At 71.0% G+C, this 15,756-nt stretch carries 13 protein-coding genes; 5 read left to right on the top strand and 8 right to left on the bottom strand.

What is annotated here, in order from left to right; all coding sequences use genetic code 11:
* Positions 1–552: 552 nt before the first annotated feature.
* Entirely contained in the window at positions 553–1,566 is a 1,014-nt protein-coding gene (locus FNH24_RS28300; protein ID WP_152365564.1) for a helix-turn-helix transcriptional regulator, read from the bottom strand.
* A 63-nt stretch (positions 1,567–1,629) separates the two neighbouring features.
* Here FNH24_RS28300 and FNH24_RS28295 point away from each other — a divergent pair, with 63 nt between their 5' ends.
* Complete coding sequence (locus FNH24_RS28295) at positions 1,630–2,985, top strand: FAD-binding oxidoreductase (RefSeq protein ID WP_152365843.1); 1,356 nt, start codon at positions 1,630–1,632, stop codon at positions 2,983–2,985.
* A 71-nt stretch (positions 2,986–3,056) separates the two neighbouring features.
* Here FNH24_RS28295 and FNH24_RS28290 read toward each other — a convergent pair whose 3' ends face one another.
* Positions 3,057–4,754, bottom strand: a complete 1,698-nt coding sequence (locus tag FNH24_RS28290; protein WP_152365563.1) for a bifunctional 3'-5' exonuclease/DNA polymerase — start codon at positions 4,752–4,754, stop codon at positions 3,057–3,059.
* Between the two features lie 110 nt (positions 4,755–4,864).
* On the opposite strand from FNH24_RS28290, the gene FNH24_RS28285 reads away from it, so the two are divergent.
* From FNH24_RS28285 to FNH24_RS28270, 4 genes are all read left to right on the top strand, one after another.
* Complete coding sequence (locus FNH24_RS28285) at positions 4,865–5,752, top strand: aminoglycoside phosphotransferase family protein (protein ID WP_152365562.1); 888 nt, start codon at positions 4,865–4,867, stop codon at positions 5,750–5,752.
* Between the two features lie 408 nt (positions 5,753–6,160).
* On the top strand, positions 6,161–7,480 hold the full coding sequence (locus FNH24_RS28280; RefSeq protein WP_161606358.1) for an MFS transporter: 1,320 nt from the start codon (positions 6,161–6,163) through the stop codon (positions 7,478–7,480).
* 84 nt (positions 7,481–7,564) lie between these two features.
* The gene (ligD, locus tag FNH24_RS28275) at positions 7,565–8,524 is read left to right on the top strand and encodes a non-homologous end-joining DNA ligase (protein ID WP_152365560.1); all 960 of its coding nucleotides are present in this window, start codon (positions 7,565–7,567) and stop codon (positions 8,522–8,524) included.
* A 96-nt stretch (positions 8,525–8,620) separates the two neighbouring features.
* The gene (locus tag FNH24_RS28270) at positions 8,621–9,625 is read left to right on the top strand and encodes a DoxX family protein (RefSeq protein ID WP_152365559.1); all 1,005 of its coding nucleotides are present in this window, start codon (positions 8,621–8,623) and stop codon (positions 9,623–9,625) included.
* 293 nt (positions 9,626–9,918) lie between these two features.
* Here the strand turns inward: FNH24_RS28270 and FNH24_RS28265 are convergent, their stop codons facing one another.
* From FNH24_RS28265 to FNH24_RS28240, 6 genes are all read right to left on the bottom strand, one after another.
* Entirely contained in the window at positions 9,919–10,830 is a 912-nt protein-coding gene (locus FNH24_RS28265; protein ID WP_152365558.1) for a glycine betaine ABC transporter substrate-binding protein, read from the bottom strand.
* Complete coding sequence (locus FNH24_RS28260; protein WP_152365557.1) at positions 10,830–11,471, bottom strand: ABC transporter permease subunit; 642 nt, start codon at positions 11,469–11,471, stop codon at positions 10,830–10,832. Before FNH24_RS28260 ends, FNH24_RS28265 begins: the two co-directional genes overlap by 1 nt.
* Positions 11,468–12,133, bottom strand: a complete 666-nt coding sequence (locus FNH24_RS28255; RefSeq protein WP_152365556.1) for a hypothetical protein — start codon at positions 12,131–12,133, stop codon at positions 11,468–11,470. Before FNH24_RS28255 ends, FNH24_RS28260 begins: the two co-directional genes overlap by 4 nt.
* On the bottom strand, positions 12,130–13,461 hold the full coding sequence (locus FNH24_RS28250; protein WP_161606357.1) for an ATP-binding cassette domain-containing protein: 1,332 nt from the start codon (positions 13,459–13,461) through the stop codon (positions 12,130–12,132). Before FNH24_RS28250 ends, FNH24_RS28255 begins: the two co-directional genes overlap by 4 nt.
* A gap of 249 nt (positions 13,462–13,710) precedes the next feature.
* Positions 13,711–14,706 carry an ABC transporter ATP-binding protein gene (locus FNH24_RS28245; protein ID WP_217428580.1) on the bottom strand — a complete coding sequence of 332 codons (996 nt, stop codon included), beginning with the start codon at positions 14,704–14,706 and terminating at the stop codon, positions 13,711–13,713.
* 109 nt (positions 14,707–14,815) lie between these two features.
* Positions 14,816–15,754, bottom strand: a complete 939-nt coding sequence (locus tag FNH24_RS28240) for an ABC transporter permease (RefSeq protein ID WP_152365554.1) — start codon at positions 15,752–15,754, stop codon at positions 14,816–14,818.
* Between the last annotated feature and the right edge of the window lie 2 nt (positions 15,755–15,756).

Raw genomic sequence — 15,756 nt, 5'->3', positions numbered from 1 at the left:
GCGGCGGCGATCAACAGTCGCGCGCCGAGCCGAGTCCCCCCATCACCCGACTCCACCCCTCACCTGGCCCGCCAATCCCTGAGCCTGACCGACTCGAGCAGCGACCCTCATCCAGCCGCGACCGCTATCGGCAGCCGCGACCACTGCAAAGGTCGCAGCGGCGATCAACAGTCGCGTGCGCCGCTGCCCGAATCCTCCGCCGGCTCCAAGTCGGCAAGCCGGTGGCCGAGTCCACCCGCATCCTGCCGGCCCCAAGCTCGCGACGGCCCAAGCCGCGACCCTCCAGCCAGTGGCGACCCTTCACCCCAGCCGCGACCCTTATCGGCAGCCGCGAACGCTGCAAAGGTCGCGGTAGTGATCAACAGTCGCGTGCGCCGCTGCCCGAGTCCCCTCCGGCGCCTGCTCCAGGTCGGCAAGCCGGTGGCCGACTCGACCCCCTACTGCCCGCCGGCCCCGAGCCCGCGGCGGCCCGAGCCTCGACCCAGCGGCGACCCTCACCCCAGCCGCGACCCCTATCGGCAGCCGCGAACGCTGCAAAGGTCGCGGCGGCGATCAGCGGTCGCGGCTGGCTTCGGGTGGGAGGTGGTCGGCGAGGGTGGCGGCGGATTGTCGGAGGGTGGTGATCAGCTCCGGGGTGCCGTCGAGTTCGTACGACCGACCGAGGCTGATCAGGGCCAGCGCGACGGTGAGCACGTCACCAAGATCATCGGCACCGAAGTCCACCTGGTGCCGTTGATCATCGAGCCGGCTGATCCGGCTGGGCAGCAGGAAGCCGACCCGGGACCGGATCTCCTCCTCCGTCGTCGCGATGATGATCATCACCCGATGCCGGTACGGAGCTCCGGCCAGGGTTCTGGACAGGTACGCCTGCGCGCCACCCTCGGGCGGCGGCCGCGGCGGCACGGTCTGACCGGTGCCGGCGGGTCGGTCGATCCGGTCCAGCCGGAAGGTGCGCCAGTCGGCCCGGTCGAGATCGAAGCCGATCAGATACCACCAGCCGAAGCCGGTGATCACCCGGTGCGGCTCGACCCGGCGCCGGGTCGCCCGGCCGGCTCGATCCCGGTAGTCGAAGCCGATCACCTCGCCGTCCCGGCTGGCCAGCGCGAGCCGGGCCAGCACCTCGCTGTCGATCGGCGCCTGCCAGCGCCGCACCCCGGTCGCGCCGACCGGGCTCGACGCGGGAGTCCGGGCCACCGCGGCAACGGCGGCCACCCGGCCCCGCAGCCGGCGCGGCAGCACCTGCTCCAGTTTGCCCAGGGCCCGGACCGCCGCGATCTCGATGCCCTCGATCGGGCTGGCCTCGGCCTGACCCAGCAGGGCCGCGATCGCCACCGCCTCCTCGTCGTCGAACACCAGCGGCGGCAGCCGGGTGCCGGCGGCGAGCCGGTAGCCGCCGGCCGTGCCGGTCGTGCTGTCGATCCGGTAGCCGATCACGCGCAGCCGGGCGATGTCGCGGCGCAGCGTCCTCGGCGTGACGTCGAGCCGTTCGGTCAGCTCGGCCCCGGTCCAGGCCGACCGGGCGGCCAGCAGCGCGAGCAGGGCCAGCGAGCGGTCGGTGACATCCATGGGATCAAGATTCTTTCACCTTGCGGACACGATCTGTCCTCAAGGCTTCCTAGGATCGCCTGCATGACCACCGACACCATCGACGTGATCCGGCCCGGGGATCCCGGGTACGACGACCACCGGACCGGATTCCAGACCTTCCGGCCGCTGCGGCCCGACCTGATCGCTACCCCGAGCGACACCGAAGAACTGACCTCCGCCGTCCGCTACGCCCGCGACCAGGGGCTGCCGATCGCCGTCCAGGCCACCGGACACGGCACCCCGGGCCGGACCGACGGCGGCTTGTTGATCAACACCACCCGGCTGACCGGAGTCGAGGTCGACCCGGAGCGGCGCACCGCCTGGGTCGCCGCCGGCACCCGCTGGGACGAGGTCGTCGCAGCCACCGCCGCGCACGGCCTGGCCGGGTTGGCCGGCAACGCGCGCAGCGTCGGCGTGATCTCGTACGCCCTCGGCGGCGGGATCGGCCCGATCGCCCGCCGCTACGGGTTCGCTGCTGATCATGTCCACCGGATCGAGTTGATCACCGCCGACGGTGAGCGCACCATGATCACCGCCGACAGCGATCCCGACCTCTTCTGGGCGGTCCGAGGCGGCGGCGGCAACTTCGGCGTCGTCGCCGGGATCGAGATCGGACTGTTCGAGCAGCCGCACCTGTTCGGCGGGTCGCTGTTCTTCGACACGCCGCTGCTGGAGAGCGGACTCAAGGCCTGGCGGGAATGGCTGGACACCGTGCCCGACGAGATCACCTCGACGGCGGTGATGGTGCCGCTGCCCGATCTGCCGGTGCTGCCGCCGCCGCTCCGGGGCCGGCACGTGCTGTCGATCCGGGTCACCTCGACCGGCCCGGCCGACCAGGCCGAGGAGTTGGTCCGACCGTTGCAGGCGATCGGTGAGCCGCTGCTCGGCGGGTTCCGGGTGCTGCCGTACGCGGAGATCGCGACGATCAACAACGACCCGACCGACCCGGCACCGCACCGCAACCGCAGCACCCTGCTGAGTGATCTTGATCAGTCGATGATCACGGAGCTGGTCACCGCCGTCGGCCCGGGCGCGGCGGTGCCGACCGTGTTCGAGTTGCGTCACCTCGGCGGCGCGTTGGCCCAGCCGCCGGCCGTACCCAACGCGGTCGGCAACCGCACCGCAGGCTTCAGCGCGGCCATGATCAACGGGCTGTCGTCCGCCGACCCCGAACCGGCCGAGCTGGACCGGGTGGCGGCGCACCAGGGCCGGGTGTTGGCACAACTGTCCGGCCGCAGCGCCGGCCGACTGTTCACCTTCCTCGGTGGAACCGCCGGCCCGGACGACGTCCGGGCAGCCTTCGACCCGGACGCGTGGGACCGACTGACCAAGATCAAGTCACGGGTCGATCCCGGCAACGTGTTCCGCTACAACGCCAACATCCCCCCGTCGGCGTAACCCAACCCCCGACTTGTCAGACTCTCACCATGCCCTGGCGTGGTGAGAGTCTGACAAGTCGGGGTTGGGAGTCAGTCGAGGACGGCGGGCTCTTCCTCGGCGTCCAGCAGTTCGACCGGATCGGCCGCGGGTTCGGTCTCGGCATAGCTGGTGACCGTCGCCAGGTCGAGGGCCAGGTCGATCTCGAAGCTGCCGAACATCAGCCGGGTCGCGGTCGCGGCGGCTTCCCGTACCGCCTGTTCGGCCTGCTCCGCCAGCGAATCCGGGGTGTGCACGATGATCTCGTCGTGCAGGAAATAGACCAGGTACGGTCGCTGCTCCGGCGGCCCCAACCCGGCCAGCCGATTGCGCAGATCGGCCATCCAGCACAGCGCCCACTCCGCGGCGGTGCCCTGGACCACGAAGTTGCGGGTGAACCGGCCCCAGTCACGGGCCTGCTGACGCGCCCGCCGCTGTTCAGCCGGCCCGGCCTCGGCGTCGCTCGCGGCCGACTGCACCCGGGCCCAGGACTCCCCCGGCGGCGGTGAGCTCCGGCCGAGCCAGGTGGTCACCACCTCACCCCGCTCGCCGGCCCGCGCGGCGTCCTCGACCAGCCCGGTGGCCCGCGGATAGGCCCGGATCAGCCGCGGCATCAGCTGGCCGGACTCGCCGGTGGTCGCGCCGTACAGGGCGCCGAGCATGGCCACCTTCGCCTTGGCCCTCGTCTCGACCACCCGCTCGTCGACCAGGCCCTGATAGAGATCGCCGCCACGCGCGGCCCGGGCCAGCCGATGATCACTCGCCATCGCGGCCAGCACCCGCGGCTCCAGCTGGGCCGCGTCCGCGACGACCAGCCGCCAACCCGGATCGGCGGTCACCGCGCCGCGGAGCAGCTTCGGGATCTGCAGCGCCCCGCCGCCGCGGGTGGCCCAGCGCCCGGTGACCACGCCGGCCGGCACGTAGTCGGGGCGGAACCGGCCATCGTGCACCCACTGATCGGCCCAGCCCCAGCCGTTGGCAGCGAGCAACCGAGACAGCTTCTTGTACGTCAGCAGCGGTGCGATCGCCGGGTGATCGAGCTTGGACAGCTCCCACTGCCGGGTGCTGGTCGCATCCAGCCCGGCGGTGTGCAGCGCGCGGAGCAGTTCGGGCGGCGAGTCGGGATTCAGGCTCGGCAGCCGCAACGCGGACCGGACCTCGCCGAGCAGGCCCTCCAGCACGGCCGGCCGGCCGCCGAACCGTGGCCGGGGTCCGAGCAACCCGGTCAGTTGTCGATCATGGACCGCCACGTCGAACGGAAGCCCGTGGTGATGCAGCTCGGCGGCGATCAGGGCGCCGGCCGACTCGGCGGCGAGCAGCAGCCGGAGCCGGCCACGGTGCGGTGAGCCGGCGACCGCCTCGGTCTGCCGGCGGTGCTCCGCGATCACCTGATCAAGATCGGCCCGCTCGACCGGGCGGGCCAGCAGGGTCGGCTGTTCGTCCTCGGCCAGGTCGGCCGGCGACCGGTGCCAGAACTCGTCGGTCGCGGCCGGCGGCTCGGTGAGATAGGTCGACCGGGCCAGGATCGCGTGGCCGAGCCGGAGGTCGACGCAGCGCTCGAGCCGGATCCCGGCCCGCAGCAACTCCGGATAGAGGTCCTTGGTCTCGGCCCAGATCCAGCGCGCGCCCGACCGCTCCAGCTCGGCGAACCGGACCGGTGCTTCGTCGCGATCCAGCTCCTGCCGCGTCGCGCCGTCGAGCCCCTGCAGCACGACCCGGTCGTCCTCGACCGCGACCGCGATCTCCTCCACGGTCGCCGACTCTACGGCGCGGCACCGACACCGTCCCGGATCGACGGCCGCCCGGTGGGTCTGCGGCGAACCCTGGCGAAGTGTCGGACGGGCCGGTTAAGGTCCCGAGCATGACGGCGGCGGAGCTGGAGCAGGTGGCCGCACGACTGGCCGTCACCATCGCCGCGGACGGGCTTGACGGCGGGCTGTCGGGTTCCCAGGTGCGCCGCGCCACCCGAGCCGACGGGACCCCGGCGGTGGTCAAGATCACCTTCTCCCGGTCCGGCTGGGATCGGACCGCGGCCGAACGCGAGCTCGCGTTCTACCGAACGTTGCGGGCCCAGGTCGGCGTCCGGACCCCCGAGCTTCTCGGCCACCATCGATCCGACGAGTGCGTGGCGATCCTGCTCTCGGCGCACGCGTCGATCAGGCCCGCGGAGCGGTGGACCCGTGAGCTGTGGCTGGCCCTCGCCCGGGATCTGGCCGTGCTGCACGAGACGCCGAAGCCGCCCGGCGGTCAATGGCGCCACGGCGCGGACGGGATCGTGCCCGGCAGCGATCCGGAGCGATGGCGGAGCTTCTGGCGACGCCCCGGTGAGGCCGACCTCTTCCGACCGTTCTTCGACGATCCCGAGTCGCTGATCAGTGCCGCCCGCACGGTGCCGCGGTGCTTCAACCACGGTGACTGTCACACCGACAATCTGCTGGTCGACGACGACGGACTGATCTGGGTCGACTGGCAGTCGACCGGCATCGGCCGCCCCGGCGGCGAGCTGGCCTTCGCCGCCGGCCGGGCTACGCCCTCGGGCGCGACCGTGCCGCTGGCCGACATGATCGAGTTGTACGCCGAGCTCCGTGGCCTCGACCCCGTCGAACTGGACCGCACGGTCGTCGCGTCCGGGCTGGCGACTGTCCTCTTCGTCTGGCCCGTCCACCTCCGCGAGGACGATTCCGTCGCCGCCGACCGGATGCATCACCACGCCCGGCATCTCGCCGAACGCTGGCTGGCCGGTCGCTGATCACCGCCGCGACTGGGTCTGAGGAGCGGCGGACGCATCCGGCCTGCCCTTCGACGGGCTCAGGGAACGAAACCCCAAACCCTGCCCGCACCTTCGAGGGGACCCACCGACGCTTGCTCGGTCCCTGAGTCTGTCGAAGGGCAAAGAGGATCCTCAACGAGCCGAAGAGATTTCGGGCCGGATCCCCGGCGGGATTGGGGAGGATCCGGCCGGGACTACCCGGCGACGGATTCCCCACTCATGCCGGTCGACAGCCCGCGGACCCTGTCGTACGATCGGGAAAACCTTGCAAACAGCCCCAACTGTAGTCGGGATCGATCCCGGTGGAGTGGTCTCGTTTCGCGCAGGCGCCGGAGGCGTCCAGAGACAACAAGCGGACGAGTGGGCACTGACACGGAGGCATCTTCCATGCGCCGTTCGTCGCTGCCCGAAAACTCTCGATCCAAGACCCGTCCCACGCTGACCCGGCTGCTGGGTCTGCCCTCGATCCGGGGCCACGTCCCCCTCGTCGTCGCGCTCTGCGTCGACGCGATCGGCACCGGCCTGGCCGGGCCGCTGGTGCTGCTGTATCTGATCACCGTTGCCGGGCTGCCGGTGGCGACCGCCGGCATCGTGGTGACCGCGTCGGGAGTGCTTTCGCTCGCCGTGCCCGCCCTGTCGGCCGCGATCTCCGGCCGGGTCGGACCGCGGACGATCGTGATCTTCGCCCTGCTCCTGCAGGCGGTCGGCACCGCCGGCCTGCTGCTCGCCGCGGTGCCGGCCGGTCGGGCGCTGCCGATCCTGATCGCCTGTTGCCTGCTCAACGCGGTCGGCGGTCGAGCCTTCTGGTCCTCGGTGTTCTCGTTGATCGCCGACGCGGCCGACGGTGCCGAGGCGGCCGCCGCGTACGACCAGCCGGAGAACGAGCGCCGGTCCGGCAAGGACGCCTGGTTTGCCCTGTCCGGGATGACCCAGGGCGTCGGGTTCGCCGTCGGCGCGTTGCTGGCGGGCGCGTTGTTGATCATGTCGGGATCGCTGCCGTACCTGATCGCGTTGGCGGTCAACGCTGCCAGCTTCGTGGCCGCGGCCGTGCTGCTCGCCCGCGATCCGGGCCATCCGAAGATCGTCCCGCCGCCGGCCGATGATCAACCGCGGCGGGGTGTGCACCGGGATCGCCCGTACCTGCTGCTGATCGCCGCGAACACCCTGTTCGCCTTCTGCAGCACGGTTCTCGGCGTCGGGCTGCCACTGTACGTGGTCGAGGGGCTGGACGCGCCGGCCTGGCTGATCGGGCCGCTGCTGGCGTTGAACACGATCCTCGGCGCGACCTGCCAGGGGATCGCGGTGCGGGCAACGCGACGGTTCCGCCGGATCCGGGTGCTGGTCGTGGCCGGGCTGATCTGGGCCGTCTGGGGTGCGGTCACCGCCACGCTCGGGCTGGCCCCGCTGTGGCTGATCGTGCCCGGCTTGATCATCTCGGTGTTGATCTACTCGGTGGCCGAGCTGACCCACGCGCCGGTGTCGATGGGGCTGGCCTCGGACGCCGCTCCGGCGGCCGCGCGGGCCAGCTATCTGTCGGTGTTCCAGTATTCGTTCGCGCTGGCCACCATCGCGGCTCCGGGCACCTTCGCGATCACCTTCGCCGCCACGCCGGCGCTGCCCTGGCTAGTCACCTCGGTGATCGCGGTCCTCGGCTGCATTGCCATCCTGCTGGCCGGCCGCGGCCTGGCCACTCGCCTCCGCGAGTAAATCCGCCCCATCCCCACCGAGTTGTCAGAACTGAGTTGTGTCCGGGCACAACTCAGTTCTGACAACTCGGTTAGGGTCGGGGACATGGTGGTGGAGCGCGTCGAGCTCGAGATCGGCGACCGGGTGGTCAAGATCAGCAACCCGGACCGGATCTATTTCTCTGCCCGGGGTGAGACGAAACTCGACCTGGCGCAGTACTACCTGTCGGTCTCCGACGGCATCGTCAACGCGCTGCACCACCGGCCGTGCATGCTGCACCGGTTCCCGGACGGCGTGGACGGCGACAAGGTGCACCAGAAGCGGGTGCCACACGGCGCCCCGCCCTGGTTGCAGACGGTCCGGGTCGACTTCCCGTCCGGCCGGCACGCGTACGAGCTCTGTGTTGATCATCCGGCCGACGTGATCTGGGCGGTGCAGATGTCGACGGTCGAGTTCCATCCCTGGAACTCGCGCAGCGAACACGTCGAGCAGCCCGACGAGTGGCGGATCGATCTTGATCCCGGCCCCGAGGCGACCTACGCCGACGTGCAGCGGGTCGCCGGTGTCACCCGCGAGGTGCTGGCCGAGCTCGGCGCGACCGGATTCCCGAAAACGTCCGGCAGCAAGGGGATCCACATCTATGTCCGGGTCGCTCCGGTGTACGGGTTCGCGGATGTTCGCCGGGCTGCCTGGGCGTTCGCCCGCGAGGTGGAGCGGCGGGCCGACGGGCTGGTCGACTTGACCTGGTGGCGCAAGGACCGCAACCCGGCTTCGGTCTTCGTCGACTACAACCAGAACGCCCGTGATCACACCGTCGCCTGCGCCTACTCGGTCCGCGGCACGCCGGAGGGCATCGTCTCCGCCCCGGTCCGCTGGGACGAGATCGACCAGGCCGATCCGCGGGACTTCACCATCGCCACCATGCCGGCCCGCTACGCCGAGCTGGGCGACCTGCATGCCGATCTCGACGACACGATCTACAGCCTTGATCAACTTCTGCAGTGGGCCGAGCGGGACGAACGCGACGCCGAGCCGCCACCGGCCGCGGACGCGCCCGCGACCTGAGCTCACGCTCCGTCGACACCCGGTATGACGGATTCATCATGATCTTGTGACGCCGGTCAGATGCGGCGGTCCGGACCCGCTGCCAGGATCGGACCCGTGACTTCTGAGCTGACCGAACGTCCGTCCCCGAGCTGGCCGGTCCGGATCGCCTGGTCGGCGCACCTGCTGCTGCGGCTCGGCCTGGCCGTCTATCTGCTGGTCTACGGCTGGTCCAAGGTCTTCCTGATTCAGATGGGCCGGGCCGACTACGGCGACGCCTTGATCAACTACGGCGAGATGAGCCCGATGGGCCTGCTCTGGCGGATGGTCGGCTATTCGGTTCCGTTCCAGGTGCTGTCCGGGGTCGCCGAGGTGCTCGCCGCCGCGCTCCTGTTGTGGCGCCGGACCGCCGGGGTCGGCGCCGTGATCGCCGCCTTCGACATGTTATTCGTCTTCCTGCTCAACCAGGCCTACGACGTGCCGGTGAAGCAGCTGTCACTGGCCCTCGCGATCGGCGCCACCGTCGCTGCGATCCCGTACGTGAGCCGGTTTCTCCGGGCCGGGTTCGGCTCCGGCGCCATTCCCCGGGGACCGATCCCGACCATCGTCACCGGTCGTGTCGGCACCGTCCTCAACGTGATCACCCCGGTGCTGGCGATCGCCGTGATCATCGCCTCCGGCGTGCTGTTCCGGCTGTCCTTCCCGATGCCGACCGAGGGTCATCCGCTGGCCGGCGTCTATCGGGTCACCGAGGATCGGGCCGAGCCGGCGGCGCAGCTGGCCCGGGACACCCGGTGGCAACAGGTCGCCTTCGGCCAGTGGATCGCCGGCGGCAAGGCCCGGGCGACGATCCGGCTGGCCAACGGCGACCTGCTGATCGGCACCGTTCGCGACTCCGGACCCGACTCCGTCCGGATCGAGCTCGACCCGCCGCTGCGCGGCGACACCCGGGCGCCGGACGACCCGGCCACGACCCTCTCCCTGCGCTGGGCGCCCGCGCCGGACGGGACCGTCAGGCTGACCGGCGACGACCAGGACCTCGTCCTCACCCCGGACCCCGAACGCCGCTTCCTGTTCGACCGCGACTACTCCTGGGACGCCCAGCGCCCCGTCAACCGCTGACCCTTCCGCCGGCCCGTTCGTTCCGGTCGATGCGCCCTGGGCCGGCTGGTGTTCGTTCCCTGAGCCTGTCGAAGGGCAGACCAGATTCACCCCAGGCCCCGCGATGAGGTCAATGGGAGGAACACGAGCCTCGGCTCCGCATCATCCAGCGCGGGAGCATCGACCGGCGCCCTTCGACAGGCTCAGGGAACGAACACCCCCGACCTCCACACCAACCAGCGAAGGAACATCCACCGGCGCCCTTCGACAGGCTCAGGGAACGAACACCCCCGACCTCCACACCCCGACGGGGGTTAGGCGAGGGATTTGGCCTTGAGCCAATCGGCGGCGACCTGTTCCACGGGGGTGCCGCTGCCGACCTGGCTCTGCAGGACGGTGAGTTCCTGGGTGGTCAGGGCGGCGTGGACGGCTTCGATGGCGGCGATGGCGGTCGGGTTGGCCTTGAGGGCTGGGCCGGCGACGGCGGTGATGTTCTGCGGCAGCACCATGGACTCCGGGTCGGCGAGGCGGACGAAGCTGTCGCCGGCCAGGACCGGGTCGTTGGCGGCGAAGGCAGCGGCGGAGATGGTGCCGGTGCCGAGGTCGCGGGCCAGGGCGGTGGAGTCGGGGTAGGCCTTGACCGAGGCGAACGTGATCCCGTAGATCGCGGTCAGCGCGGCCGGCCCGTACTTCTGCTGCTCCAGCCCGGCCGGCCCGCCGAGCACGGTGCCGGCGGTGATCGCGGCGAGCTCGTCCAGCGTGGTGATCTTGCGCTGGTCGGACACCGCCTTCGTGATCACGTACACCGTCTGGGCGGTGGCCGGGGCGGGAGTGATCACCGTCAGGTCCGCGCCGGCGGCCGCCGGCAGTTGATCATCGACTTCGGTCGCAGTGCTGGCCGCCTGGTCCGGCTTCAGCTCGGTGAGCAGGGCGCCGGTGTGGTCCGGGACCAGCGCGATCGTGCCGCCGCGCAGTTGTTGCAGATAGTCGACCCGTTCACCGACCGGCTCGATGCCGACCGTGATTCCCTTGGTCTGCAGGGCACCGGCGTACAGCTGGGCCAGCACCGCCCCCTCGGCCGTCTCGGGCGCTCCGACCACCAGATCGGGGGCGGCCGAGGTCTGGCCGCTGCTGCGCAGCGGGTCGCTGGACAGGCTGCAGCCGGCCATGATCAACACCAGCAGCAGCGCGGCCAGTGGCCGGACGATGCGTTGGGTCTTCATCATCAGGCGACGCGTCGCCGGGCCAGCAGGCCCAGTCCGGCGAAGATCAGGTAGAACAGCCAGCCGAGGCCGATCAGCAGCACCGCACCGGCGAACACCTGCGGATAACCGGCGTCGAAGCCGACCTTGATCACTGCGCCGAGCCCCGGCGCGCCGACGATCCCGGCCACCGCGAGCATCGTCACGGTCGCCGCGCCGACCCGGGCCAGCGTGTGCAGCAGGCGCGGCAGCAGCAACGGCAGCCGATAACCGACGAAGATCGCCAGCCGGGACAGTCCCATCGCGCGCCCGGACTCGATCACCGGCTGGTCCGTGGCGCGCAGGGCGCGGGCGGTCGTCCCGGCCACGGCCAGGGTGATCAACAGCAGCAGGCAGGCGCCGAGCACCGGCAGTCCGCCGCCGAAGATGATCACGCCGACGCCGAGCAGACCGAGCACCGGCACGGTGGCGCCGAGCCAGGAGATCACCCGGAGCACCGGCCGGCTGCCGCGGAACGCCCCGAACAGGCAACCGAGAGCGAGACCGAGCAGCCCTCCGGCGACGAGCAGGGCCAGGCTGGCCAGAGCGTGCACGCCGAGGGCGTTGACCAGGGTGCTGGTCCAGGTCCAGTTGGCCGGGTCGAACAGGTATCCGGTGAGATTCATGCTGCCACCTCCGCGATCGGCTCCGCGGCGGCGAGTCGCCGGAGGCCGCGGAAGATCAGGTCGACCAGGATCGCCAGCACGGCGACCAGCACCAGTCCGGTGACCGCCTGGGTCAGATCACGCGCGTCCAGGCCGCGATAGATCAGGCTGCCCAGCTCACCGCCCGGCCCGAATCGGGCCGAGACGATGGCCCCGCCGACGGTGGTCAGCACCACCGTGGCGACCGCGACCCGGCCGATGGTGCCGAGCACCCGCGGCGCGAGGTAGGTGAAGTCGAGCCGGAAGCGGGTGCCGGCGCCGAGCCCGGCCGCCTTGAGGTAAGCATACGGAGCGGCCGGTCGGTTCCGCCGGTGCGCGACCAGCACCGACCGGCAGATCCGCAGGATGGCCAGGGTGCCGAAGGCCAGCACCAGGTTGACCCGGTCGTCGATCGCCGTACCGCGAAGGATCGGCGCGATCAGCAACAGCCCGAACGGCGAGGCGTACGAGAGCAGATCGAGCACCGGAGCGACCACCGGGCCGACCCGGAGCTTGGCCAGCAGATAGCCCAGCGGGACGCCGATCAGCACGCCGGCGGCCAGCGACAACCCGAGCACGATGGCGTGCCCGGCGATCAGGGTGCCCAGATAGGCGACGTTCTGGACCACCCAATCCCAGTTCACCGTCCGCCCCCGGCGGCAACCGGCTCACGGTCCTCGGTGTCCGTCTTCGGCTCGTCGTCCTTGCCATCGCGGACCTTGTCCACGGCCGACTGCGCCCGGCGCGCGACGGTGGTCCCCGGCTTGGCGTCGGCCTCGGCGACGTCCGCGGCCGGGGTGACGACGGTGTCCTCGGCCGTCTCGTCGGCCGGGTCCTGATCGGCGTCGGCGGCCAGCACCTCGGGCGAGCGCGGACTGGTCGGCTCCGGCGGCGCGGCGGCGACCTCTTCGGTGTCGATGGCCGCGGCCGACTCGACGACGGCGGACTCGATCCCGGCCCGGACGGCGGCGGTGCGCTGCTCGACGGCGGCGGCCACGATCTCCGCCGCGCTGAGCACTCCGGCGTAGCGCCCGGTGCCCCGGGTGACGGCGACGGCCAGCCCGACCGGCGAGGTCAGCGAGGCGTTCAGCGCTTGCTGCAGCGAGCCGCTGCCCGGATCGAAGACGTCACCGAGCGGCAGCACCGCACCGGACTGGTCCGGATCGACCCAGCCGAGCGGCTTGGCGTCGTTGTCGACCAGCAGCGTCGCGCCGGCGCCGGGATCGGCCGAGGCCGGGTCGCGGACCACCGGGACCCGTTGCAGCGGCAGTCCGATCGTCGTCGCGTACGCCAGCGCCCGGTAGCCGCGCTCGGCCCCGACGATCTCGGCGACCAACGGGTTCTGGGCGTCCAGCACGGCCTCCGGCGGGCCGGAGTCGATCACCCGGCCGCCCGCGAAGACGACCAGCCGGTCGGCCAGCGCGAGCGCCTCGTCGACGTCGTCGGTGGCGACGATCGCGGTGAAGGACCGCTCGGCGTGCAACCGGCGGAGCAGCCCCTGCATCGCGACGCGGTCACCCGAATCCAGATCGCCGAACGGATGGTCCAGCAGGACTGCGGTCGGCTCGCCGGCGATGGCGCGGGCCAGGCAGACGCGCTGCCGCTGGTCGGCGGTCAGCCGGGACGGCCTCGTCCGGCCGGTGGCCCGGTCCAGGCCGACCGCGCGGAGCAGGTCGCCCGCCTCGACCAGGGCCTTGCCCCGGCCGTGCTCCTTCAGCCGCGGCACCATCGCGATGTTGTCGACCGCGTCCCGGTGCGGAAACAGCCCGCCCTCGCGGAGCAGGAAACCCTGGGTGCGGCGCAACGCCTTCCGGCGCAGGGACTTGAGCGGATTGCCGTTGATCATGATCCGGCCCTCGACCGGCTCGATCAGGCGATTGATCATGCGCAGGACCGTGCTGGTCCCGGAGCCGGGTTCGCCGAGGAGCACGGTGATCTGGTCCTGGTGGGCCGCGAAGGTGACCTCGGTCACCGGATCCGAGCCGCGCTTGGGCGGCCTACTAACCGATTCGAACTCGATCACAACGATCACCAACTACTCTGCCCAACCGTTCGGGGAAGTTTTCTGTGGCCACGGGGGCAGACTTAGCCACGAATCCGAGGCTAGAGGTGACCGCTTGACAATCAGTGGAACCAGCCCGGCGTGGCTCAGGATCCGTACCACCGGCACGGTCCGTCGGCTGGACTCCGCCCGCCCCGCCTGCTATCGCCCATGGACCGCTCAGCGTCCCGCCAGGACGTCAGCGGCGAAGTGGCAGGCGGAGAGGCGGCCGTCGCCGACCGGTTCGGTGGGCGGTGCCGGGTCGATGCGGCAGACGTCGGCGGCAAAGCGGCAACGCGGATGGAAGGCGCAACCGGTCGGGATCCGGGTCAGCTCGGGCGGCCGGCCGGCGATCACCTCGAGCTTCTGACCCTTCCGGTCGACCCGCGGGATGGACCGCAACAACGCCTGCGTGTACGGATGCGCCGGGGCCGCAAACAGGTCCTCGACCGAGGCCTGCTCGACCGCCCGGCCGGCGTACATCACCGTGATCTCGTCGGCCACGTCGGCCACCACCCCAAGATCGTGAGTGATCAGGATCAGGCCCATCGACCGCTCGGCCTGGATCTCGGCCAGCAACCGCATGATCTGCGCCTGCACGGTGACGTCGAGCGCGGTGGTCGGCTCGTCGGCGATCAATACCTCCGGCTCCAGGGCCAGCGCCATCGCGATCATCACCCGCTGCCGCATCCCGCCGGAGAACTGGTGCGGATACTCCTTCACCCGTTGGACTGCGTTCGGCACCTGCACCAGGTCGAGCAGCTCGACGGCCCGCCGCCGCGCGGTGCGCCGGGAGATGCCGCGCCGGGCGACCAGTGCCTCGGTCAGCTGGAAGCCGACGCTGTAGACCGGGTTCAGCGCGGCCAGCGCGTCCTGGAACACCATCGCGATGTGTTCGCCGCAGATGGCCCGATGATCATGCCGGCTGAGCGCCAGCAGGTCAGTGCCGCGGAACCTGATCTCGCCGCCGGCGATCCGGGCCGGCGGCGTTTGCAGCAGCCCGAGCACCGCCTGCGCGGTGACGCTCTTGCCACTCCCCGACTCACCCACGATCGCCAGCGTCCGCCCCGCCTCGACCGAGAACGACACCCCGTTGACCGCCCGCACCAACCCGTCCTCGGTCCGGAACTCGACCGCCAGCCGATCCACCTCCAGCAACACCTCACCGCTGCCCACGGCACACCTCTCCACCCGCAAACGCGGCAGTTGCACTCATCCGCGGCCGTTGCAACTGCCGCGGATCGTCCGTACTGCCGCGTTTGTGGTGGTGCTGGGGGTGCACGGGTCACCTCAGCTTCGGGTCGAGGGCGTCGCGGAGGTTGTCGCCGATGACGACGAAGGAGAGGATCGTGGCCAGCAGGCAGCCCAGCGGAAACAGCAGCAGGTGCGGGAAGCCGCCGGTGAACCACTCGGCTCCGTCGGAGATCATGATCCCCCAGCTGACCGCGGGTGGCCGGACGCCGATGCCGAGGAACGCCAGCACGGCCTCGGTCGCGATCACGCCGGCGATCGAGGTCGGCACCAGCGCGGTCACCGGCCCGATCGCGTTCGGCAGGATGTGGGAGAACATCAGCCGCAGATCGGAGGCGCCGAGTGATCGCGCGGCCGTGACGTAGTCGAGGTTCTTGGTCTCCAGCACGCTGGCCCGGACATAGCGGGTGTAACCCATCCAGCCGAACGCGGTCAGCACGATCGCCGGCTGGATGATCGAGGCCACCTGCCCGCCACCAAGATCGACATTGCGGAACAGCGACAGCAGCAGCAATGCGGCCAGCAGGAACGGGATCACCAGGAAGATCTCCAGCACCCTGGAGATCACCGCATCGACGAAGCCGAGATAGAAGCCGGACAGGGTGCCGAGCAACAACCCGATGATCAACGAGGCACCGACCACGGTGAACGCCAGCAGCAGCGACGGCCGCGCTCCGTGCACCAGCTGGGCCAGCACGTCGCAGCCGTGCAGGTTGGTGCCGAACGGATACTCGGCGCCGAACCCCTGCGGCAACACCCGCGACTTCGAGATGTCGCAGCGCTGCGGATCGGTCGCGGTGAACAGGGTCGGGAAGATCGCCACGAGGAGGAAGAAGAACCCGACCACGGTCGCGATGATCACATCCGGCCGGCGCCGCATCCGGCGGAACGCATCCGACCACAGTGATCGCCCGGGCCGCGCCGGGCCGCCGGTCTCGGCCGCGATCGCCGCGGACGTTGCCAGATCGGTCATGG

The organism is Microlunatus speluncae (assembly GCF_009299835.1).
GTDB lineage: Bacteria > Actinomycetota > Actinomycetes > Propionibacteriales > Propionibacteriaceae > Microlunatus > Microlunatus speluncae.
This window is presented reverse-complemented; position numbering and strand designations above follow the sequence as displayed.

Coding starts and splice junctions, on each gene's coding strand:
- FNH24_RS28295 (WP_152365843.1), top strand. CDS start 1,630: ATGACCACCGACACCATCGACGTGATCCGGCCCGGGGATCCCGGGTAC.
- FNH24_RS28265 (WP_152365558.1), bottom strand. CDS start 10,830: ATGATGAAGACCCAACGCATCGTCCGGCCACTGGCCGCGCTGCTGCTG.
- FNH24_RS28260 (WP_152365557.1), bottom strand. CDS start 11,471: ATGAATCTCACCGGATACCTGTTCGACCCGGCCAACTGGACCTGGACC.
- FNH24_RS28280 (WP_161606358.1), top strand. CDS start 6,161: ATGCGCCGTTCGTCGCTGCCCGAAAACTCTCGATCCAAGACCCGTCCC.
- ligD (WP_152365560.1), top strand. CDS start 7,565: ATGGTGGTGGAGCGCGTCGAGCTCGAGATCGGCGACCGGGTGGTCAAG.
- FNH24_RS28240 (WP_152365554.1), bottom strand. CDS start 15,754: ATGACCGATCTGGCAACGTCCGCGGCGATCGCGGCCGAGACCGGCGGC.
- FNH24_RS28300 (WP_152365564.1), bottom strand. CDS start 1,566: ATGGATGTCACCGACCGCTCGCTGGCCCTGCTCGCGCTGCTGGCCGCC.
- FNH24_RS28285 (WP_152365562.1), top strand. CDS start 4,865: ATGACGGCGGCGGAGCTGGAGCAGGTGGCCGCACGACTGGCCGTCACC.